Source organism: Paenibacillus sp. SYP-B3998 (assembly GCF_010820665.1).
GTDB lineage: Bacteria > Bacillota > Bacilli > Paenibacillales > NBRC-103111 > Paenibacillus_E.
In genome coordinates, this window is sequence record NZ_JAAIKC010000002.1 from 345,504 (window position 1) to 365,815 (window position 20,312).

Sequence of the window (20,312 nt, forward strand, 5' to 3'; positions counted from 1 at the left end):
CACTTTCCCTTATGAAGTCCAGCCTAAACGCTCAGGGAGCTCTTTCTCCCACAATTGATCAGCTAATTGCTCCGCCGCCGCATCTGGCGTCTCATAGACGATCATTCTTGTTTTGACTGCCTTTACTTCAGGCACCCACGTTTTCGCTACAATTGTCGGTGATCCTTTTAGCCCGATTTTCGCCCGTTCCAAATCTGGGAAATCTGCAGTCGTCCAAATGACTGGCTTATAACGAGCCGCTCGGATCATTCCTGGCATAGAAGCTCGCCGGATCCTATTTAACTCTTTAAGCGCTGTAATCAACACTGGCATGCTTGTCTCTACGACTTCAATGCCATCTTCCAAAAGGCGATGCACCTGCACTTTGCGCCTAAACTCGTCAACTTCAACCACTTTATTGACATAAGTAAGCTGCTCCAAGTCTAATCTGCATGCGACCCCTGGACCCACTTGCCCCGTGTCACCATCCAACGTTTGTTTACCGCAGAAAACAATATCGATCGGCCCCCACGTCTCCGCGATTTTGCGAATTGTACGAGCAACCACATAAGACGTAGCCAGCGTATCCGCACCGGCAAAACCGCGATCCGTAACCAAGACAGCTTCATCAGCGCCTAACGAAATGCATTCTTTTAGGCCTTTCTCTGCCGGTGGGGGTCCCATCGTTACGACAGTGATTCTTGCACCCTGTTCGTCCTTGATTCGCAATGCTTCTTCCAAGCCATGCATATCATAGAAGTTAACAATGCTGGGTACCCCTTGGCGAATCAACGTATTATTTTTAGGATCAATCCGTATTTCCCTGCTGTCAGGAACCTGCTTGATACACACAACAATATGCAGCATCTTTGTATCCTCCAGTTCAATAGCGAAATCGTACCCTGCATCCTTCCTCACTTCTCTCATGAGCTCATCCACGTACAGCTGCATCTTTGTGAATTTTGTCACGTAAGATTACATGTCCAATTGCTTATAGACCGTTATGCTTACAAGATAACCTACAACATTATATGCGTAATTGGCTGAAGTATGACACACTCTTTTATTCAAGTTTCCACTCCTTTTTTACTTTAAATAGAATTTTACTCAAAATATTTCGAAATGGTTCCTGCAAATGAGCAGGTCATACATTACGCACAAAAACGCCTCCAAAACCACTAACCAAGTGGAGATGGAGACGTTTAGAGATAGGAAAATTACCGTGTTATTTGACTTGCCATAATGCTGGTACGTTCGCGGGCTCCCAACCAGTTAATGAAGTATGCGGTTGGCGGCATTCATATACGACATTGTTGTAGGTGACAAGATCACCTGCAAGGTATGCCTTATTGACGATCCAAGCCGATGCGCCTGTATCTGCACTGGTCGTAGCGCTTAGCGAACTGCTAGCAGCCGAGAGATTGCCTGCGGCATCGCTTGCCTTCACAGTAAACGTATAGGCTGTGCTCGCCGTTAATCCAGTAACCGTGTAGGTTAACGATGATCCCGAAACTGTTGTCACTAACGCCGTACCACGGAACACTTGGTAACCCGTGACACCTACATTATCGGTCGAAGCGTTCCAGGCAAGCGCGAGGCTAGAGGACGTCGTTGCCGTTACACGAAGGTTTCCAGGCGCTGTCGGTGCTTGGGTATCTATTGTCCCTCCTGTGGTCGTAGCACTAATCGTATTGCTTGCTGATGAAATATTGCCAGCAGCATCTTTAGCTTTTACCGAATAGGTATAAGCTGTATTAGCCGTTAACCCGCTATCCGTATAGCTTAAGGTTGTGCCTGACACAGTCGCCACTAACGCCGTACCTCGATATACTTGGTAGCCAGTCACTCCCACATTGTCTGTAGAAGCATTCCATCCAAGCGTAACACTTGTAGATGTAGTAGCAGTAGCTAGCAAATTGCTAGGACTTGTTGGTGCTGTTGTATCCGTGCCTGTTCCATTATTGACTAGGTTTACATCAATAACATTATAGAAAGCGTTGCCTGTATCTGCAATTTCCCATACACCTAGAATCAAATAATAGCCACTACGATCTGTCGGTACATTACATTCATGGTTGACCGTTTGGCCAGGAATAGCGCCACCATCGTTCACATAGCAGAAAGGAGTTGGATCGAGGTCAGCCCTGGCAAGCGGTTTATTGGGATCCCAGCCTTTTTTCGTGATATAGTACTTCCACTCCGAAGTGGCGTGACGGGCAGTCAAATGCCATGTGAATGTATTTTTACCGCCGTTCATCGTTACTTTTTTCCATCGATCAGGGGTTTGCGCATAAAGTTCTGGATATTTACCCGCACCTGCAATTTTACCATCTTCAGGCCCTGATTGCGGAAAAGAACCGATGGCTTCCAAGCTCTGAGGTTCGTATTGAATTTGACCGCAGTTCGTGTTTTGACCTTGTTGACATAAGGATGAGCGGCTCGCAGGCGACTCCAAATAACCATGTGCTGACGCGTTTCCTGCAAATATTCTTGTAAAAGCCGCTACTCCTAATATCAGAACGAATGCCACAAGAAGTTTTAACCCTATTGATTTCGAATACTGCGATGCAATAGCCACATTAACTTCCTCCTTTAGAGCGAATGGGATGCAAGATTTGAAAGCGCCTTCTCGAGACTGTAATCTATTAAATCCTCCTTCCCTGCGTGTGAGCGTAAAAGTCTTACAACACATATATTATTCCAATTAAGTTTACTATTAAAAGGATAAATATCCACTTTATGGGGATATTTATCAGCCAACTGTCAAAGCTAATGAACGGCACGTCAAACAACCAAGACATTTCGCCTTGGTTCCGACACCTATCCTTCCATCGTGCTAGCTCTAGTACGTCATCATTTGCTCAAACGCCAAATCCGCCATGTAAGCTTTAGCAAGCTCGGATTTTCCAGAGGTTAAGAACATTCGAACAAGTGAACTGCTTGTCAACATATTTGCCATGATAGGTGACAAATATATGGTATCCGCATTTGTAGTTGTTCTCATATATTGCTCAAGTTTTAACTCGTATTCAAGGTCTGTAGCATTGCGAATTCCCCTAATGACAGCCTTAATTCCGTTATTATTCACATAATCGGCTACAATTCCCTCGAAAGCAATGATTTTAATATTTCTGCCTTCCGGAATAGATAATCGCACCAATTCTGTGCGTTGTTCAATCGTAAAATGATGCTTCTTCGACCTGTTATTTGCAACGAGAATATGCAGCTCATCGAATAAACTAGTCGCTCTTTCAATAACCGATGTATGACCTAATGTAATCGGATCAAAGCTTCCTGCATACGCGACTCTCATCCTTGTTCCTCATTTACCACGACCGAATCTCGAATTGTTTCAAAGGTAATTGGCTTATAGTCCCAATGCTCCACACAAACGTTAAAATAATTTAAACCTTCGTATTTCTGACCATGAATGTGGCCGTGAACATTCACAAAAGGCATGTGCTTGTTCATATACATAGGTTCATGCGTCAGAAAAAAGAAATTATTATAAATAATCGGATGCTCACTCACCTCGTCGAAACCCGCTTCCAACCACCAAGTTCTCGACCTGCCTCGATCATGATTACCTAGAATAAGCACTTTGTAGCCATGAAGCTGACTAACGATATCCTTTGTTCTTTCATTATTAAGAAATGAAAAATCGCCAAGATGAAACACCTTATCCTCTTTATTCACGGCGGAATTCCAGCTTTCAATCATCTTGCTGGTCATCTCTTCCGCATCACGAAAGGGTCTAGATTCAAAATCAATGATGTGTTTATGTCCAAAATGATGATCTGATGTAAAAAAAACATTTCCCATCTCATTTCCACCTTCCTGTAAAATCGATCATCAATGCTTAAGATAACTTATCATTGTAAACTAATCGTTGCTAGTTCGCATCAGATTGTTTCTTTAAACTTTGATTATACGAACCATTCGCTAATAAGTACAAGGTGGTATAGAACATCAACATGACAAGTCCAACCAGTAGACAAAAAATAAGAGATTCTTTATTCATCGTCTTATCGATAACCTGAAGCAGCCGATTGTTTAATAAAGCATCCCAGCTATTCAAGCGGTACTCCCTGCCTAGTAAAATGCCATACCCCGTTAATAATGAGGCTATTGCAATCATAACCCATGATAAGAATCGATTAAACCTTACCATACATACGCGTTGAAAAAAATACATGGAGCTGCATCCAAGGAAAATGCCGATCCACGAGAACAACACCATGATAAAAAAATCATACCAATAAGCAAAAGATAATCTGCCGTTTTGTATATAAATAGATTTTCTTACCGTCAAATGGATAAGGTCCGTAATGATATAGGGGGCATTTGGAAGAAAAAGAATCCACAGTCCACCAAGCAGTACAATGAACAGTGAAGTTAGTTTAGTAGCTTTCTGGCTATGTATGCGAGAGGCAGCTAAAGAAATAACATAGGGAATCCAGGCTAAAAATAAGTTCCAAAGTAAAAAATCATAATACGTTTTATTTCTAAACAAATAATAAACAACGATGCCTATGGTCGTTAAGATCCCCAAGAATACAGTTAAATTACGTGCATTCAATGCTTTCAACAATTCCCCTACTTTCATTGGCTGCTAGAGTCTTGATAAAGCTCTTCTTTCCGCTTGCGGTTTGCAACCTTCACATACGCCAACAACTTTACCCATTTCCGTCACGTAAAATGATAAACGCTTTACTTTCTTATGACAAAATGAGCAGGCCTTTTTACCCTCTTTCCCTATGCTCTTTTTTTTACGATTGATCGGGATGACTTTGTTGGTGGCAACCTTATTTCTCGCTTTAAACACAAGTTTATAAATAGCAATAATCATAAAAATACTAATAAGGATAATAACAGTTTGAACCATTTTTTTATCCTCCAATCTTATTCGTCCCTGTTTGAGTCATGTCGTGTTTTCCTTATCGCTCTTAACCCTATAATACCATGTTTAACCATATAGATCATGAGTCCTATTTCGCATATAAAATAACACTTCTTAATGATCCTTTCGTTCATAGAACTAATTAGATCATCGAGAAGTGCTTCTTTGATAATTATTTTCTGCACATTTCAGTAACGTACCCTTTTTTGAAGATATAATCCCACTGCTGCCTACAGTCTATTCGTTCAACGTCTCTTCTTCTACTTCGTATATGCACCGGAATCTTTCAGTTTCAGGATATTGCTCGCCCAAGCTGTTGATTATAAAGCCAATGCTTCGATAAAACTCAACGGCTTCCTCATCCGTTTCCGCAATAAGGGTAACAGGCTTCATTTCTTCAATGGTTTCCAAAATAATCCCACGACCGAAACCAACACCCCTGCTCTCCGGCCCGACAGATAAGTGCGTAATTACCAACTCCCGCTCCTTATTCAAACGAAAACCGATGATACCTACCATAACGCTTTCTGATTCATAGCCAAACAATAATAGACTATCATCAGTTTCGTACTGCTGAATGGTTTGTTCCAATCTGTCTGGGTCAGGGAATACACTATAACTTAGCAGCTCCTGAATGAGCTCCTCATGCAATCTTAATTTCACATTAGTAAGCATACCTATCCACTTCTTTCTCATAGCTTCTTACACCGAATCTTAATTAAAGCATTTTTATACGAATAGGTCTAGAGCAGGATCATGAATTCTTAGCGAATAAGCTAAGCTTAAATAAGCTCTCGCAGCTTAAGCAGATGATCGATATGAGCGATCGGTTGAATCCCCTTTTCCTCCATAAGATCACTAATATTCCCATAGCTAATAAAAGGAATTCCCGCTTCCTTGGAGGCTTGCCCATCAATCCATGAGTCTCCGACTGAAATCCATTCCTTTATATGAGGGAAATGCTGCTTCGCAGCATGATAACCAGATGGCGAGGGCTTCATAGCCTCCATTTGCTCTCTCCCAACAATGAAATCGAAATACTGGATAATCCTAGTTTGCTCAAGTGCTTGTTTAGCAGCCTGATACGAATTATTCGTCACAATAACAAGCACGAATTGGGCATAGAAATCCTTTAATAATTCAGTAGCACCAGGCTCCAGTCCGGCACTTTCCATACCAAGGACCTCATGATGAACAGCAATGTTCATCATCTCTTCAAACAGCGCATGCGAGACACCCTTCTTCTTTACATACTCAATCAACATGGATGCTGTGTACGGTTGGCAAACGAAATCATTAGGTACCAATCCATTATTTTTTAAAAAGCTAGCAATCTCACTTTTCATTGCTTGAAAATCAATGTTAGACTTAAGCAGCGTATTATCCATGTCAAACATGATGCCTTTACCTTTATACATAGGCCCCATACACACTCCAATAGGATTCAAATTAATTCCAGTAGATACAATTCCACTCAGTATGAAATCCTCATTTTTCAAAATTTTATCTCATTCGACATTATTCGCTTTTATGATACAAATAACGCTATATACAGGTGAAATTGAGCCAATTATAATAAAAAACAGATTAAATTGTATACAACTAGCCTACCATTTTAGAATAAAATAGATAGCTTTTATAAGATAAAAGGAGGCATTCATGCATCACGCTTTGACTAGTCATTACAATATGTACTTAGTCCTGCTATCTTTTACAATTGCTTTACTTGCTTCTTACACATCACTTAATTTAGCTAAAAAAATGTCCACATCACAAGGGTGGCATCAGAAGCTGTGGATCCTCTACAGTTCGATTGCCATGGGAGTCGGCCTCTGGGCCATGCACTTCATCTCATTACTTTCCTATCCTTTTCCTAGCGGGATCACGTATCACATTCAAACTGTCATGATCTCCTTACTTCTCGCAATCATTGGACCCATTATTGGTTTCTTCGTGACGTTTCGTTCAAAGCTAATGCCAGCCAAATTAATTATTAGCGGAACCTTCATGGGATTCGCGATAAGTGCAATGCATTACATTGGTATGGCGTCTCTCCGTGAGGTAACGATTTCCTACCTCCCTGTTCCTTTTACATTATCAATCTTTATCTCCATCTTGGCTTCTATGAGTGCTCTCTATATTACTTCGATTCAGAACCTAAGATTCAAGATAGGCGGCATATTAATGGGAGTAGCCGTCACAGCGATGCATTACATCGGCATGTCAGCGGCGGTCATCAGTTATCCAACTGCGTTACCCGAAGGGAATATATTCGCATCGCGATTGGGACATTTCGAAATGGCGATGTTTATAGCGTTTGGAACGATTCTTCTTCTTGCCGTAAGCCTAACCAGCTCACAGAAATCCGATCAGCGTTTCGTTGATCACACCTTACTGAAAGCCTCCATACTGGACTCATCCCTCGATAGCATCATGATGTTTAATCACCGAGGGTGGATTATTGAATTTAACCCTGCGGCCGAAGCCACTTTTGGATGCTCCCGCAAAGATGCGCTAGGTCGAACTTTACTTGATTTTTTATTTCCTTTCGATCAAGATGGCCGAGGCGCAGCCACTCTGTATCGACTTCTTACCCGTAAAGATGACTCGATCTATGGAAAACGTGTAGAAATGACAGCTTACCGATCGGATCGCACCGAATTTCCTGCAGAAATTACGATTACGGGGACGCAGTTTGCAGGCAAGTCAATCTATACGGCCAATGTGCGAGACTTGACTGAGATCAAACAGTCAGAAACCCAAATAAAACAACTGGCCAACTACGATTTATTAACGAATTTGCCGAATCGCAGTCTCTTTGGCCAGCTCTTTCTTGAAGCCATAGCGAATGCTAAAAGCAGCAAAACAACCCTAGCCCTTCTCAGCTTTAATCTGGATAATTTCAAGCTTATCAATGACACATATGGGCATTCGATCGGTGATCAAGTCCTGCAGAAATTCTCAGCTTTGTTATCCACTGATTTGAAACCTGGATACACACTAGCACGCTTAAATGGCGATGAATTTGTTATTTTGATGCCGCAAGAAAACTGGGAATCTACCTCCAAAATTGCTGAGAACGTAATTGAGCAACTGACGGTCCCTTTACTTGTCGAAGGGCACCAACTGTGTATTTCGACTAGTATCGGCATAGCCTTGTATCCGATAGATGGTCAGTGTTCAGAAAGTCTGCTAAAAAAAGCAGACTCGGCGATGCATGCAGATAAATTAACCGTCTACGCGTAACAAGCAGCTCCATCCAATTCCCTGATTGAGATTCAAGTATTGGATGACACTTAACAACCGTATTCACACTCCCTGTTTGTTCATGGAGCGAATCGCGAATGGAATCGCTAGCGCCGCCAAGCTGGCAATGAGTCCGAAAATGAACATACTATGAATGCCAGTAAAAAAATGGCTTGATTTGGTTAAAATTGCCCCCATAATCGTTACACTAACCGCTGTTCCAATATTACGTGAAAACAACTGTAAGGAAGTCGAAACGCCTTTTTGATGTGCCTCTACAAGCTGCTGTGAGCCGATGGTCGAAATGGTGAAAATAAGCCCGAAGGCAACGCCTAGTACCATTAATGCGATAAAAGAATACCAAAACGGTGAGTCTTGACGAAGAAAAAATAACATAAAAGCTGTTATTACAAGAAACAGATTACCTATAATGAGAAGCTTTTTATATCCGAAGCGTAGTACCCATTTGCCACTAGGCACAGCGACTGCCATCCAACCAATGGAAGTAGATAACAAAGCAATACCGCTTATAAATAGGGAATAGCCTTGTGTTTGCAGAAACAACGGCATAAAACTCGATGTGCCGAATAACGCAGCGCAGCTGAGGAATGATCCAGCAATCATGATCGCTACTGGACGATTGCGAAGTAGATTTAAGGGAACGATTGGCGCACTTTGTTTTTGCTCGTAGAAATAAAAAACAACCATTAACAACACACCTATCGTGCCGTAAATATAGTTGTAACGTTCCACAGCGGTTGTAAGCAGCAGCAGCGAAATACCACAGGCAAATAATAGTGCTCCCCCGTAGTCGATAGAAGACCGCTTGGATTGATATACTTCTTTATAAGGCAGCAAGGCAAAGAGCGCTACGAGACAAATAGGAATGTTAACGAAAAAAATCCATCGCCAGCTTAAATACGTGACGAAAAATGTACCAAGAAGGGGGGCCAGTATTGCAGATAGACCCCACATTCCCGTGAAGAAGGCTTGAACTTTACCTCGCTGCTCCACAGTAAATAAATCACCTGCGATAATGGATGGAAATGGCATCATGACACCTGCCCCTATCCCTTGAACCGCTCTGAATAGGATAAGCTGAACCATCGTTTGAGATAATCCACAGAGCACAGAGCCTCCCAGAAATAACACAATTCCCGCAGCATAAATGCGTTTGCGTCCAAAAAGATCCGACAATCGGCCTGCGACAGGTGCCAAGACAGTCGAAAGTACCATATAAGAGGTAAACGCCCAAGCATACAAGTCGTTACCGCCAATTTCATTCACAATAATAGGCATAGTCGTATTGGCAATCGTGGCATCCATGGATGCCACTAACATCGCGAGCACAATGCTGACCATAACCGTAGTTCGATTACTCATCTACTGCTCCTCCCACTCCATGTTAGTTCCAAATCTTCCTCACATTGTAACTGAAAACAAAGCCTATTGTACATAAAGCAAATCAGACACATAGCGGAAATAAACTGTCACTTCAATCTTATTGCACAATATACTGAAAAGCTGTGGAATTAAAAGTTTTTCTTTACAAAATCGATTCACATGACTTAAAATTAATCCAATTTGAATAGTGGGAATTAGAATGGGGACATGACAACATGACTTTGAGTATCTTACTGATGGGGGTGTTGGTCGGTTTTCTAGTCGGATTAACCGGTGTTGGCGGCGCATCCTTGCTCACCCCGGTGTTAGTTATGATCGGTATTCATCCTTCCATAGCAGTAGGAACCGACCTTCTCTATAACTCCATCACGAAGCTTTTTGGCACGATCCAGCATTGGCGGCAAAAAACAATCGATTTTAAGCTCGTTAAGATGCTGGCCATGGGTAGTATACCTGGCGTCATTTTAGCAGTTACTTGCCTAAAATTGTTTGAGTCGAATTATCTCAATCAAGAAATGATCATCAAGCATGCACTTGGCTATGTATTAATTCTGGTTGCGCTAGCTACTATGTTTAAAGTGTTCTTCGGGCATAAGCTAAAAGAAAATCGTTGGCAGCTCAAGAGCTTGGCGGAAAAACGCGGATTAACCATTACTATTGGAGCCGTGCTTGGCTTCATCGTGGGACTAACGTCCATCGGTTCAGGATCGTTGTACGCTATTGCGATGCTGTATTTCTTCCGCATGAGCACGGCGCAGCTCGTTGGTACGGATATCGCTCACGCATTCTTCTTAGCGACTACCGCGGGTCTTCTACATGCCAGTATGGGGAATGTCAATTACATGCTTGTTCTGAATCTGCTCATTGGCTCCATTCCTGGTGTGCTTATCGGCAGCATGCTGTCTGCCAAAGCACACACGAATTTGCTTCGTACGATTATCGCCAGCCTTGTATTACTTAGCGGTATTAAGCTACTCTAGCTGACAAATAAGTTGCTATTGATCTTTCTTTGACTACCGCAGCGTCATTTCCTTAGTAAACCAAAGTTTATAGCTCAACGCGCTTAAAATAATACTTGTAATTGCCGCTGCTGCTGTAAATGCGCACAAAATCAAAATCTGATACCGAACTGCGTCGATGGGGTTCGCGCCCGCAATGATCATTCCTGTCATCATGCCGGGCAGTTGTACAAGTCCAACGGTTTTCATACCGTCAATGGTTGGTATCATGCTCGCTTTCACTGAGCGCTGCAGCGCCTGTTGGATCGCCTGTCTAATGGACGCTCCGAGTGCCAGCAAGGCCTCAATTTCTCCACGAGAGGAGGCCACCTCTCGATTCATATGATTGAGGAACAAACCGCATACAATCATCGAAGTGCCTATCGTCATCCCGCTAATCGGGATGATATATTGTGTCGTTGGTTGAATAATACCTAAACCAAGCATTAGGGAGAGCGTTAGCGTTTCTGTCGCACCTATTGCGACTGCGATTCGCCAGTGAACACCCCGCAAGCCTTCTCCACGCTTGCCAGCATTATGAGAGGCAATGAAAATCATAACTGCAATTATCGTTACAATAAGTCCTAGATTCGCAGATTGGAAAACATAATGCAGCACATAACCAATAAAGAGCAGCTGCAGGGCGCCTCTAATTGTGCCAAAAGCGATGTCCTTCTCCAATCCAAGCTTTTGCCATCTGGATAAAGCCATCGTAAGGACAACAAAGGTCATGGTGAAGCCTAATGCTAATGTGGACATTATTCTTGTCCTCCTTCGCTGGCTCCCGATAAACCAGAACGTTCTATGACCACTGCGGTGCTACCTTCCACCAAGGTGCCGCCTTCCAATATCCAAAGGCGATTGCTAACCCTTCGTGCTTGCTGCTCTTCATGCGTTACCCACACGAGCGAAAGTCTCTCCTGCTCACACCATCTCATTAGTAAACGCTCAACAGCCTGCTTGCTCTGTCCATCTAATGCAGAGGTGACCTCATCCAAAAGCAGCAAGTCAGGTCTCAACAGCAAGGATCTTACGAGCTGAAGACGCTGTTTTTGCCCGCCGGATAGATCGGCTGCTTTTTGATTCCAATCCAGTTCGCCAAGTCCGACCTGCTCCATTAACTCAAGCGCTAGGGGTTTATCGAATTTACGCTGATGAAGTTTGCTCGCTACGGCTAGGTTGTCTGCAACGGTTGTTGGCAGCATCACTGGAAGCTGTGGGACGTAGCACACTTTTTTTCGCCAATCGCTCGGGTGCCAACCTGCTGATTCCTTACCATGCAGCGTTAGTCTGCCGCTATCGATGAGATCCAAGCGGGCTAATAGGCGGAGCAAGGTGCTTTTTCCTTGACCTGAAGGACCAAGCATAGCAATACGATCACCCATGAGAATTGTCGCATTTATTCGGTCAAACAAAGGGATTTGCCCTCTATTTGGATGTTTCTTATGTAATTGTTCAATCTCAAAAATCTTTTGCAGATGAAGTCACTCCTCAAACATTTTGCTACCTTCGTCATGACTGATAATGGTTTTCATTATAACACACCCCCTTACAAGTGGCCCATTTTATACAAAAATGGATACTGCCTACACCACGAAAGACAGATTGCTCATATTTTGTGAAGAAGACCCCACCTCGCGACAAAGGAACTACTGCTCATGCAGCGACTAATGTGCAAAGGAAAAATTCACCGTGCTACGGTAACGGAAGCGGATCTGGAATCTAATCATGTCATATGCGATTGCGGAAGCACACTGCTGGCGGACTATGATCTAAGAGCAAACTGCTTACACGTTAACTAAGGAGGCGCTTACAGCACGTGTTCAATATGGCGCAGCAACATTTCTTGTAGATGGCTTCATACACGAGGCCGCGGCGATAATCGAAGCAGGCAAAGATGAACAAGGCTGGGTTAATGTCAGCACATTGAAAGAAGCCGGACGGGTGGAAGGCAAGAAGACAATGGGATTTGAACTTGCGGAGCAGTTGTGGTCGCGCCACAGCCTGCGGGCGTACAGGCCAGCCCGATAGGCATGCGAGTGTCTGAGCCTCCGGATTTAGCGTTTATCTTATCGATCCTGGAGAAAAGCGGTCGGACAGCTTTATCGCTAAGCAAAAGCCAAATTGCCAACGCAGCCAAGTGCTTGGGCAGCCAAGGCATTTCCTCCTCGCCTGAGGGAACCGCGACTTGGGCAGGGGTATGCTCGCATGCTGCGATACAGGCTGGCTGCGACCGACCGACTCGGTCGTTGTGTTCAACACGTCTCATACGTTGAAATAAGTGATTTTGCATGCGACGACTCCCTGCCAATCATAAAGAGCTACAATGATTATCTCAATCATATACAGTAGTTGCGCGTCCGATTGGATATGCATGAAATAAGCCTTCATGAATTGAAAAAAACAGCCAAGGGCAGTCCCCTGGCTGTTCGCACGTTTAGTTATTTTCGTTATTTTCGTTAGTTCCGTTAGACCCTAATCCGTTTTCTTCATACAGTCGGTACATCGCTTGAATCAGAGGCTCGGCCGGGTCACGATTCAGCAAATAAAGCGTCATTAAATATTGTAGCGGCATTGCACACGTGTTATTTCCCTCTTCAACCACGACGAAGCCAGCCTCAAGGACAGGACCGTGTTCTTCATGAAGCTCCAAATCCACATAGATTTTCTGATCAGGGAATTCTTCACGTACCATGTTCGCACAGTAAGGAACGATATGCTTATCGAGCAATGCTTTGGCATCGTCTTCCGATTGCGGCGGATCAGGCAGCGGATGGCTATCTGGGCTCCGCAGCAAATCAACGAAGAAGGATGACAACCAAATTCCAGCATTCGGATTGTTTTGAAAATTACGCATGATTTCATTTAGGAAAAATCCGCATGAGCACGTTTTTTCATCTTTTTTAAGTGTGAAAGCAAACATTGGACCATACGTCGGATTATTGCCAATTTGCCCGTCAACTTCATAGTCTTCGTATTGATCTTTCAATACTTGTTGGATGTGCTGAAACCATGTTACGATCACTTGACCCTGTTCGAGCTCTTGATCTTGCGCTTGTTGTTCGAGATCAAGACCAGCTTGAGTCTCCGTATTTTTTTCGGTCATTGGGTTTAAAGCCTCCTGAATCATTCAAATTCGCACGAATATTTCTATTGTACCGCATTTGTCCAAGTTCAGAAAGCTATTGTTGCTAGTAGGGGCGAATTCGAACAACACCAATCTCTGAAGCATTAACAGATATCGCGTTGCCGCCCTGTCCGATGGAGGCTTTCGCCGATTGTCTTACGCGAACTTTCGTTTTTCCAATGCTGGAACTTTGTTGTTTCGTAGCTTTACGCCGCATGAACGTTCACCCTTTATCAGCTAGCTCTCTCTGATTAGAGTAGGGGATGAAGCTCAGCGCTTCTTTGCTTTTTTAAAGATTTGCACGTTGATGGCATTACTTGCCAAAGCATTTCCTTGCTGGGCAGTCGCTTTTCAGATTGGTGAATATTGATAACAATAACGTTTTTTTGCCTACACGATACTGATACGTTTTCACATGTGCACGAATCATCTGCCTCATCCTCCTTCGATGCTCACCTATCCTCACTCCTCAGGATAGGTAAGTGAAGAATAGCTTTTTCCCGACAATTGCTACATACGATTTGGTGTAGGAAGCCCAAGTATTTGTAATACTTGATGAAGTGTCTCTTTATACGCTTGTGTAATCCACAGACGATGGGAAATAAGTTCAACTGTTCCCTTCAACACAGGACAAGTGCCATAAAAATGATTAAAGAGGGCTGCCAGCTCGAAGGCATACTGGCAAATAACACTTGGCGCTAACTGCGTAATGGCATTATCCAGTGTCTCAGGCCAATAAGCGAGATGTCTGAGGAGTTTATACTCAGATTCTTCAAGCTTATCTGCATCTAACTGCCATGCTATCCCTTGCACGTGCGGCTCTCTTTTGGCTTTATCCAAAATACTATTCGCTCTTGTATAGGCATAAAGCACATAAACGCCAGAATTGCCTGTTACCTCAGTCGCTTGCTGAATATCAAGAATAACTTCGGTTTGCAAGTGGTATTTGAGCAAATAATAGCGAATAGCTGCTGCAGCGATTGATTTGCTGGATATCCCCGCTTTTCTAGAACGCTTAGCATCAATGACAATTTCCATGTGGTCGAGCAGATCGGCCACTTTGATTCCAATACCCTGACGACCGGACATGGCGTAAGAGCTTTTGCCATCAGAGATATCTATGCCTAGTCCTGCGGCTGTATCGGGACTTAAGGAAACAACGCCATAACTCACGTGTTTAAGCTGATTGGCTTGCTTCTCATAGCCGAGCACTTCGAGCGCCAGCTTAACCATTGCTTGCGGGTATTGCTGACGATGATCAATGACATTGATCACCATATCGGCACGGCCGATTGCCTTCTTGCTGCCTACTGGCGCTGTTGACCATAGACCTGTCTCCCACTTTTTATAAACAAAATCATTCTCTAGGATGCCGAATTTCCACAGGTGATAAGCAATATCCTTAGCGGTATACGTTAGAATGCCATTCGAACGCACAAGTACTTTATCTGCCTGATAGTCAGAACCCTCTATAGGATCTGCGCTGTCGCTACTGTGCTTAAGCACCCAACATCCCGTAAGCTTTCCCTCCGTTACTTTGTGAAACATGCCTGTTTGCTGCAAGAGCTTGAAAGCCGTGTCCCAGAATCCTTCCCTAACAATGCTGCTCTCCCATACAAGCACATCATAGCCGATGCCAAAATGCTTCATTTCTTCAAGTTGCTCGCGAACAATTCGTTCAGCAACGAGAGCCCCGACCCACGCAAGATTTGAATGACCTGCCTCTAACGCATGAAGCACAACTGAGCGTTCCTCCACAAGTGATGGATTTACTTGATAAATCTGATTAACCTTGGCATAGGTATCCCAGCAGAAATCACCGAAACGTTCATAAGGCTGCTCGGTTCGCGTATGTAGAATCCCTACGACCGTATCGGCTAACTGATTTCCTAAATCATCGATATAATTGTGGACCTCAACCTGATAACCCGCTTGGCGCAGCATACGCGAAAGTGAATCTCCAATGACAGAATTTCTCAAATGTCCGATATGAGCCGCTTTATTGGGATTAATAGAGGTATGTTCCACAAGCACCTTTTTGCGCGTCATTGAATCTTTCAGCGGTTTAGCCGTATGGAATTCTTGGGATGCCCATTCTTGCCAATCTACATAAAAGTTCAGAAAACCGGGCTGAGCAACAACGATTTGGGAGAACAATCGTTGTATCGATCCACTCTTCTCCATGCGTTCCTTTAACGACACCGCGATTTGCATGGGAGGCTTGTGCAGGTGTCTGGCCAGCAGCATTGCGATGTTCGTGCTGTAATCACCATGCTCCTTGTTTGCCGGATGCTCCGTTATTACTTTCAACTGTGGAGGACTCGCAAGTCCATGCTCATGCAATAGGGCGACTGTCTGAGCTTCAATTTCGGCGATTAAATCGTGATGCATCATGGTAAGTTCCTCCCAAATTTGTTGTTGAAACGCAAAAAAGCCCTCGTCTCCAATAAAGAGACGAGAGCCATTCATTCCCGCGGTACCACTCTAAGTGTCCGACCTATGGGATCGGACCACTCCTTCGATAACGGCTAAAGCCGGATCTTCCTACTATTCGTTTCAGAAGACCATCTCCCAGGCCCGTTTCGTTCTTGGCATTCGTACCGGTTCCCACCAATCCCGGCTCGCTGCGACTGTCCGACAAGAACTACTTTCCTGTTCAGTAATGTTAATTATTTAATTATGAATTTCACTGAATATTAAGTTATTTATACAGGATCGCTAAATTGTTGTCAAGACTCATATAAGCGCACATCATAAATTTATCCTTTAACCACAGCTATTATTACCTATTAAGACTTGTTTCTAGCAGCAATCGTACAAGAATGGCATCTCCACTCGCAGATACTTTCACTTCTGCATACTTTGCATTCCTTTCATAGTCATGGCCTGTTCCCTCTGGGATGAAATACGTTTCGATGCCGTATTCTACACTGTTCATGCCTCGGAGCGATCCATTCAAACGAATTTCCCCAGGACCAAGCGCTTCTCCTTTTGTATACATGCGGCGGAATTCAAAGACATCGGTAGAGGCTTTTGGAGCGAGAACAACGGTAATTTTTTTATTGGAAAAAGAGCGATCACTCCATTTTTTTCGTGGCTCTGGTTCAGAAATCGCATATCGCAAACGCACATAATCTCCCTGCATCATGGAACGAGGATCCAGTGGCTCAAGTTGAAGCTTGATCAGCTGCCCATGCGCGAGCAACCACTCACTTTTCCCTATTTGCAAAGACATCGCAATGATTTGAAGCAGTACGAGTACCATAATTAACAAACGGTTGCTTTTAACCCTACGCGAGGCTTCTTCCGAATCCTCCATTTCAGGTTGCCCCTTTCGCCTTTCATACCAAAAAGTAAGGGCCAAGATAAGAGCACCAATGATCGCAAAGCTTAAAGATTTATGAAGGAGCTTCCAGGCCAGATCATAATATTTGCACACGAGAAAAGCGACCCAAAACCCAAGCCCCCAACGATATATCCAAGTCACTTGTCGTTGTTTACTGATAATTAGCACCAAGACGATTGTGATAAAGAAAAGTACGTTACTGACATAATACCCTACAGCTTCGGTAATAAAGGTGAGCATGAAAAACGCAAACAGAAAAGAAGGAAAACTTGCGAGCAGAAGTGGTTTTTTTACATCCACATGCCGTATCCGCATACCAACTATAAATACAATAAGCAATAGTAAGACCAGACTTACAAACACCATTTCTGGCTCATCATACAGATGGTTCAGTAAAAGAGCCATGATCGTTTCGCCCACAAAGAAGAAAAAGATACGCTGCACCGTTCCCGAAATAAAAACAAAAGTGATCATACTTAAGGCTAGGAAAACAATTTGCATCAAAATGTTATCCATAGCCACGGCAGCTCCCACCCCTAATAAGAATCCGCTGCACATCAGTGTATATCTCACAAGACTATTCAGATTCTTCAGTGCGATCATCGTTATAATAGTAATCAATCCATAACCATATAGGAGATACGAAGGGTTTTCAATGTCTAAGACCAATATCACAAGGCCAATAATACACAGACTGCCTAGCAAAGTGCCTATGACAACGACGGATACAGTAACAACGCGAATGACCCATTTTGTAAAATCCCCATCATGCTTTACTTCAGGTATTGACTCACCTTCCGAGTTAACGATTAAGTTCCATGTACGAATGTACTGCACAAACTTCACATTAGCAGCAATTAGAATAATGACAAACAACAAACCAAACAAGAAAAACAGTTCATGATAAAATTTCACCGTAAGTTCAATAAATTTCAACGTAATCATAGCTGAAACCCAAAGCCCTGAAGAAAGTAGAAACATTTTATTTCTTGTCCTATACGTATATGAAATAGCTGATAGCAGAACGACCACCAAAGGCAAGTTCATCACCACGCCATATTGCTCGAACACAATTGAATTCGATAGCCACAGCATGATTGCCATACTGACTTGGAAAGAGATCCACTTTATGAAAGGAGTCTGCAGTCGTTTACGTTCAGCGAACACATACAAACAGCCATTAACAAGAGCTACTACAAGCCAAATAACAATTACAATGCCTTCCTCATTCGGATTCCCCCCCCATTCAGGGAAATAATAAAGCATATAGGCCATATGCCCTAACAGATAAGCAAGCACATAAAACGGCTGCCACCTCGTCAATAACGCAAGTAAAAGAGCGGGAATCATCCAGATAGCAAACAAACTGTAGCTGTCCGCATGAGAATTGTAGGTTTGCCCAATTAGCGCAATCCCTACGCCAAATGAAACACAACTTGCAAACAAGCTTAAACGGCTCAGAAAAGCGCGTCCACTTTTTCTAGATAACCACACCGATAATCCATAGAAGCCTAGAATAAGCAGAAAAACAGGAACAAATTTCTCAGTACGATTTAACGCCTGCCAGTTTGTTGCGTAAAAATAACCAATCGCCGTTAAAAGCAAGCTCACACCCAACACATAACCTAACCCAATCGTAACCCATTTTGATTTCATCTTCGGTGTCCTCCCCTGCCTGACTTACTTCTTCATCTTACATCATGGACAATAATTGAAAAGTACTATGTATCTCTAGTACCAAGTATTAACCCATTCTAGTTTAACTGAATCCATATGCTTGCTGATACGTATACACCTGGAAAGGAGTTGTATTTCAGATGATGTTTGATCCTATCGTGCAGCGCCAGCCAGAAACGAGAGAGGAGCTGCAAACAGCGCTGCGACAGATTGAAGCGTGGGAAAATGATCAGAAAGACCTGTGGTTTTGGGAGAAAATCGGACGAATTCCTTTTCTGTTATTGGACCGAATCACCCCTAAATTTTTACACAAAAAAGTGGAAGAAGCGTTGAATGAACTTGGCAATTACATGCAGGCCGGCGGCCGCTATTTAATTTCTGAAAAGGGAACACTGAAAAAAATTGCAACTCATGCTGTGCGGGGCGAGGCCACGGTGTTAAATAAGAGCGAGCTAACCATTGAAGAGGTGCGTTCATTACCGCTTAACGTCCTCGACGAGACAGCTCAAGAGATTATTGAAAGCAGTACGAAGATTGCGACTCTACAAGGCGCCACGACAGGCATTGGCGGTATCCTCACGCTTGCCATCGACATACCGGCCATACTTGGCCTTTCGTTAAAGGTCATTCAAGAGATCGCCATCTGTTATGGCTATGATCCCAAAGATAGACAGGAACGCATTTTCTCCATCAAATGCTTGCAATTCTCTTCCTCGGATATCGTTGGTAAGAAAGCGATTCTTGAAGAGCTTGCAGACTATTCTTCTGACAAGGAGCAGACGCAAATGATTTCCCAGCTCCAAGGCTGGCGCGAGGTATTCACTACTTATCGCGATAATTGGGGCTGGAAAAAGCTATTCCAGCTCATACCCATTGTCGGCATTGTTTTTGGCGCATGGATTAACCGGGGGACGCTGCAGGATGTCGGTGAAGCAGCCCGAATGCTTTATCGCAAGCGACGAATTTTGGAACGACTGAACAGCTTAAACTAAAGTAAAATAACAGGCTTCTGAAAGCTCCCACATTCTATACGGAAAATAAAATGGATATAAAGCACGCATCCGTTATAATGAAATAATGAACCATTTTAATTAATAGCGAATAAGGGAGCATGGCAATGGATTTCAAATTAGATCGAATTGAAAATAAAATCGAGTTTTTTCAAGCTTATGATCTTCAAACTTTGGAGAAAAAGATTGATGACCAAATTGACAATAACAAAGCGTTATTGCTAGATGTGTTCGCCATCCAGCATCATGTCGTATTCGACCCTAATGCGGGAAAAATGCTTTATAGTGCTGTCGTCCATTTCAAGGTAAAATAAAAAACCGTAGTCTTGGAAACATCCAAGACTGCGGTTTTTTGTCCGACTATAGCTTACGAGCTAAGCGGAAGGCCATGCTTCTCAAACAGATTAACCATAATAGCCCTCGCTTCCGCTTCATCTGGGCCATGAATCTCAAGGTGGTACACTTGATTACTGAAAAGTGTGATACTTAAGCCAAGAATACTTTTCACATCGATGAATCGGTTGCCAACTTTCATTACAATGCTCGATTTGAATTGGTTTGCCGCCTGATTAATTTCTACAATAGCCTTTGTTTCTAAACCGCCCATATGATCCCTCCGTCCTCA

The 20,312-nt window shown here is 43.3% G+C and carries 22 protein-coding genes and 1 other annotated feature; of the genes, 5 read left to right on the top strand and 17 right to left on the bottom strand.

Annotated features, from left to right (window positions below; genetic code table 11):
- Positions 1–9: 9 nt before the first annotated feature.
- The 8 genes from GK047_RS09715 to GK047_RS09750 form a co-directional block, all read right to left on the bottom strand.
- On the bottom strand, positions 10–846 hold the full coding sequence (locus GK047_RS09715) for an electron transfer flavoprotein subunit beta/FixA family protein (protein WP_163945320.1): 837 nt from the start codon (positions 844–846) through the stop codon (positions 10–12).
- A gap of 358 nt (positions 847–1,204) precedes the next feature.
- The gene (locus GK047_RS09720) at positions 1,205–2,557 is read right to left on the bottom strand and encodes a lytic polysaccharide monooxygenase (protein ID WP_481855954.1); all 1,353 of its coding nucleotides are present in this window, start codon (positions 2,555–2,557) and stop codon (positions 1,205–1,207) included.
- Positions 2,558–2,821: 264 nt separating this feature from the next.
- Complete coding sequence (gene coaD, locus GK047_RS09725; protein ID WP_163944845.1) at positions 2,822–3,292, bottom strand: pantetheine-phosphate adenylyltransferase; 471 nt, start codon at positions 3,290–3,292, stop codon at positions 2,822–2,824.
- A complete protein-coding gene (locus tag GK047_RS09730) occupies positions 3,289–3,801 on the bottom strand; it encodes a metallophosphoesterase (protein WP_163944848.1) in 513 nt (170 codons plus the stop codon). The genes coaD and GK047_RS09730 overlap by 4 nt, the downstream gene beginning before the upstream one ends.
- Before the next feature lie 70 nt (positions 3,802–3,871).
- Positions 3,872–4,585, bottom strand: coding sequence for a DUF1361 domain-containing protein (locus tag GK047_RS09735; RefSeq protein WP_163944851.1), 714 nt, complete (start codon positions 4,583–4,585; stop codon positions 3,872–3,874).
- A 6-nt stretch (positions 4,586–4,591) separates the two neighbouring features.
- Complete coding sequence (locus GK047_RS09740; protein ID WP_163944854.1) at positions 4,592–4,864, bottom strand: hypothetical protein; 273 nt, start codon at positions 4,862–4,864, stop codon at positions 4,592–4,594.
- Positions 4,865–5,116: 252 nt separating this feature from the next.
- Positions 5,117–5,575 carry a GNAT family N-acetyltransferase gene (locus GK047_RS09745; protein WP_240343864.1) on the bottom strand — a complete coding sequence of 153 codons (459 nt, stop codon included), beginning with the start codon at positions 5,573–5,575 and terminating at the stop codon, positions 5,117–5,119.
- A gap of 86 nt (positions 5,576–5,661) precedes the next feature.
- Positions 5,662–6,378 (bottom strand): HAD family hydrolase, encoded by a 717-nt coding sequence (locus GK047_RS09750; protein WP_240343865.1) that lies wholly within the window; start codon positions 6,376–6,378, stop codon positions 5,662–5,664.
- Positions 6,379–6,538: 160 nt separating this feature from the next.
- Between GK047_RS09750 and GK047_RS09755 the strand changes: the two genes are divergently transcribed.
- Positions 6,539–8,125 carry a sensor domain-containing diguanylate cyclase gene (locus GK047_RS09755; RefSeq protein ID WP_163944866.1) on the top strand — a complete coding sequence of 529 codons (1,587 nt, stop codon included), beginning with the start codon at positions 6,539–6,541 and terminating at the stop codon, positions 8,123–8,125.
- A 63-nt stretch (positions 8,126–8,188) separates the two neighbouring features.
- Here the strand turns inward: GK047_RS09755 and GK047_RS09760 are convergent, their stop codons facing one another.
- Positions 8,189–9,508, bottom strand: a complete 1,320-nt coding sequence (locus GK047_RS09760; RefSeq protein ID WP_163944868.1) for an MFS transporter — start codon at positions 9,506–9,508, stop codon at positions 8,189–8,191.
- A gap of 236 nt (positions 9,509–9,744) precedes the next feature.
- Here GK047_RS09760 and GK047_RS09765 point away from each other — a divergent pair, with 236 nt between their 5' ends.
- A complete protein-coding gene (locus GK047_RS09765) occupies positions 9,745–10,509 on the top strand; it encodes a sulfite exporter TauE/SafE family protein (protein ID WP_163944870.1) in 765 nt (254 codons plus the stop codon).
- Positions 10,510–10,542: 33 nt separating this feature from the next.
- Here GK047_RS09765 and GK047_RS09770 read toward each other — a convergent pair whose 3' ends face one another.
- Together GK047_RS09770 and GK047_RS09775 are read right to left on the bottom strand one after the other, a co-directional pair.
- Positions 10,543–11,286 (bottom strand): ABC transporter permease, encoded by a 744-nt coding sequence (locus GK047_RS09770; protein WP_163944872.1) that lies wholly within the window; start codon positions 11,284–11,286, stop codon positions 10,543–10,545.
- Entirely contained in the window at positions 11,286–12,005 is a 720-nt protein-coding gene (locus tag GK047_RS09775) for an ABC transporter ATP-binding protein (protein WP_481855972.1), read from the bottom strand. The genes GK047_RS09770 and GK047_RS09775 overlap by 1 nt, the downstream gene beginning before the upstream one ends.
- A gap of 180 nt (positions 12,006–12,185) precedes the next feature.
- Between GK047_RS09775 and GK047_RS09780 the strand changes: the two genes are divergently transcribed.
- On the top strand, positions 12,186–12,329 hold the full coding sequence (locus GK047_RS09780) for a hypothetical protein (protein ID WP_205516620.1): 144 nt from the start codon (positions 12,186–12,188) through the stop codon (positions 12,327–12,329).
- Between the two features lie 116 nt (positions 12,330–12,445).
- Here the strand turns inward: GK047_RS09780 and GK047_RS09785 are convergent, their stop codons facing one another.
- The 5 genes from GK047_RS09785 to GK047_RS09800 all read right to left on the bottom strand — a co-directional run bounded on the left by GK047_RS09785 (position 12,446) and on the right by GK047_RS09800 (position 18,656).
- Entirely contained in the window at positions 12,446–12,796 is a 351-nt protein-coding gene (locus GK047_RS09785) for a hypothetical protein (RefSeq protein ID WP_205516622.1), read from the bottom strand.
- Positions 12,797–12,964: 168 nt separating this feature from the next.
- Positions 12,965–13,633 (bottom strand): hypothetical protein, encoded by a 669-nt coding sequence (locus GK047_RS09790; protein ID WP_163944880.1) that lies wholly within the window; start codon positions 13,631–13,633, stop codon positions 12,965–12,967.
- Positions 13,634–13,718: 85 nt separating this feature from the next.
- Positions 13,719–13,871, bottom strand: a complete 153-nt coding sequence (locus GK047_RS29195; RefSeq protein ID WP_205516624.1) for a hypothetical protein — start codon at positions 13,869–13,871, stop codon at positions 13,719–13,721.
- 293 nt (positions 13,872–14,164) lie between these two features.
- Positions 14,165–16,048, bottom strand: coding sequence for an arginine--tRNA ligase (locus tag GK047_RS09795; protein WP_163944883.1), 1,884 nt, complete (start codon positions 16,046–16,048; stop codon positions 14,165–14,167).
- 53 nt (positions 16,049–16,101) lie between these two features.
- Positions 16,102–16,323: a binding site (T-box leader), on the bottom strand.
- Between the two features lie 113 nt (positions 16,324–16,436).
- Positions 16,437–18,656 carry a GDYXXLXY domain-containing protein gene (locus GK047_RS09800; protein ID WP_163944886.1) on the bottom strand — a complete coding sequence of 740 codons (2,220 nt, stop codon included), beginning with the start codon at positions 18,654–18,656 and terminating at the stop codon, positions 16,437–16,439.
- 161 nt (positions 18,657–18,817) lie between these two features.
- Here GK047_RS09800 and GK047_RS09805 point away from each other — a divergent pair, with 161 nt between their 5' ends.
- A complete protein-coding gene (locus GK047_RS09805; protein ID WP_240343866.1) occupies positions 18,818–19,669 on the top strand; it encodes an EcsC family protein in 852 nt (283 codons plus the stop codon).
- Between the two features lie 125 nt (positions 19,670–19,794).
- Positions 19,795–20,001 carry a YrzA family protein gene (locus GK047_RS09810; protein WP_163944890.1) on the top strand — a complete coding sequence of 69 codons (207 nt, stop codon included), beginning with the start codon at positions 19,795–19,797 and terminating at the stop codon, positions 19,999–20,001.
- 53 nt (positions 20,002–20,054) lie between these two features.
- Here GK047_RS09810 and GK047_RS09815 read toward each other — a convergent pair whose 3' ends face one another.
- Entirely contained in the window at positions 20,055–20,294 is a 240-nt protein-coding gene (locus GK047_RS09815; protein WP_163944894.1) for an HPr family phosphocarrier protein, read from the bottom strand.
- Between the last annotated feature and the right edge of the window lie 18 nt (positions 20,295–20,312).

What these genes read in the sequence shown, in the direction of transcription:
- GK047_RS09810 (WP_163944890.1), top strand. Translation starts at nt 19,795, where the DNA reads ATGGATTTCAAATTAGATCGAATTGAAAATAAAATCGAGTTTTTTCAA.
- GK047_RS09735 (WP_163944851.1), bottom strand. Translation starts at nt 4,585, where the DNA reads ATGAAAGTAGGGGAATTGTTGAAAGCATTGAATGCACGTAATTTAACT.
- GK047_RS09730 (WP_163944848.1), bottom strand. Translation starts at nt 3,801, where the DNA reads ATGGGAAATGTTTTTTTTACATCAGATCATCATTTTGGACATAAACAC.
- GK047_RS09805 (WP_240343866.1), top strand. Translation starts at nt 18,818, where the DNA reads ATGATGTTTGATCCTATCGTGCAGCGCCAGCCAGAAACGAGAGAGGAG.
- GK047_RS09760 (WP_163944868.1), bottom strand. Translation starts at nt 9,508, where the DNA reads ATGAGTAATCGAACTACGGTTATGGTCAGCATTGTGCTCGCGATGTTA.
- GK047_RS09800 (WP_163944886.1), bottom strand. Translation starts at nt 18,656, where the DNA reads ATGAAATCAAAATGGGTTACGATTGGGTTAGGTTATGTGTTGGGTGTG.
- GK047_RS09815 (WP_163944894.1), bottom strand. Translation starts at nt 20,294, where the DNA reads ATGGGCGGTTTAGAAACAAAGGCTATTGTAGAAATTAATCAGGCGGCA.
- GK047_RS09785 (WP_205516622.1), bottom strand. Translation starts at nt 12,796, where the DNA reads ATGAGACGTGTTGAACACAACGACCGAGTCGGTCGGTCGCAGCCAGCC.
- GK047_RS09770 (WP_163944872.1), bottom strand. Translation starts at nt 11,286, where the DNA reads ATGTCCACATTAGCATTAGGCTTCACCATGACCTTTGTTGTCCTTACG.
- GK047_RS09780 (WP_205516620.1), top strand. Translation starts at nt 12,186, where the DNA reads ATGCAGCGACTAATGTGCAAAGGAAAAATTCACCGTGCTACGGTAACG.
- GK047_RS09765 (WP_163944870.1), top strand. Translation starts at nt 9,745, where the DNA reads ATGACTTTGAGTATCTTACTGATGGGGGTGTTGGTCGGTTTTCTAGTC.
- GK047_RS09755 (WP_163944866.1), top strand. Translation starts at nt 6,539, where the DNA reads ATGCATCACGCTTTGACTAGTCATTACAATATGTACTTAGTCCTGCTA.
- GK047_RS09790 (WP_163944880.1), bottom strand. Translation starts at nt 13,633, where the DNA reads ATGACCGAAAAAAATACGGAGACTCAAGCTGGTCTTGATCTCGAACAA.
- GK047_RS09740 (WP_163944854.1), bottom strand. Translation starts at nt 4,864, where the DNA reads ATGGTTCAAACTGTTATTATCCTTATTAGTATTTTTATGATTATTGCT.
- coaD (WP_163944845.1), bottom strand. Translation starts at nt 3,292, where the DNA reads ATGAGAGTCGCGTATGCAGGAAGCTTTGATCCGATTACATTAGGTCAT.
- GK047_RS09715 (WP_163945320.1), bottom strand. Translation starts at nt 846, where the DNA reads ATGCTGCATATTGTTGTGTGTATCAAGCAGGTTCCTGACAGCAGGGAA.
- GK047_RS29195 (WP_205516624.1), bottom strand. Translation starts at nt 13,871, where the DNA reads ATGCGGCGTAAAGCTACGAAACAACAAAGTTCCAGCATTGGAAAAACG.
- GK047_RS09745 (WP_240343864.1), bottom strand. Translation starts at nt 5,575, where the DNA reads ATGAGAAAGAAGTGGATAGGTATGCTTACTAATGTGAAATTAAGATTG.
- GK047_RS09795 (WP_163944883.1), bottom strand. Translation starts at nt 16,048, where the DNA reads ATGATGCATCACGATTTAATCGCCGAAATTGAAGCTCAGACAGTCGCC.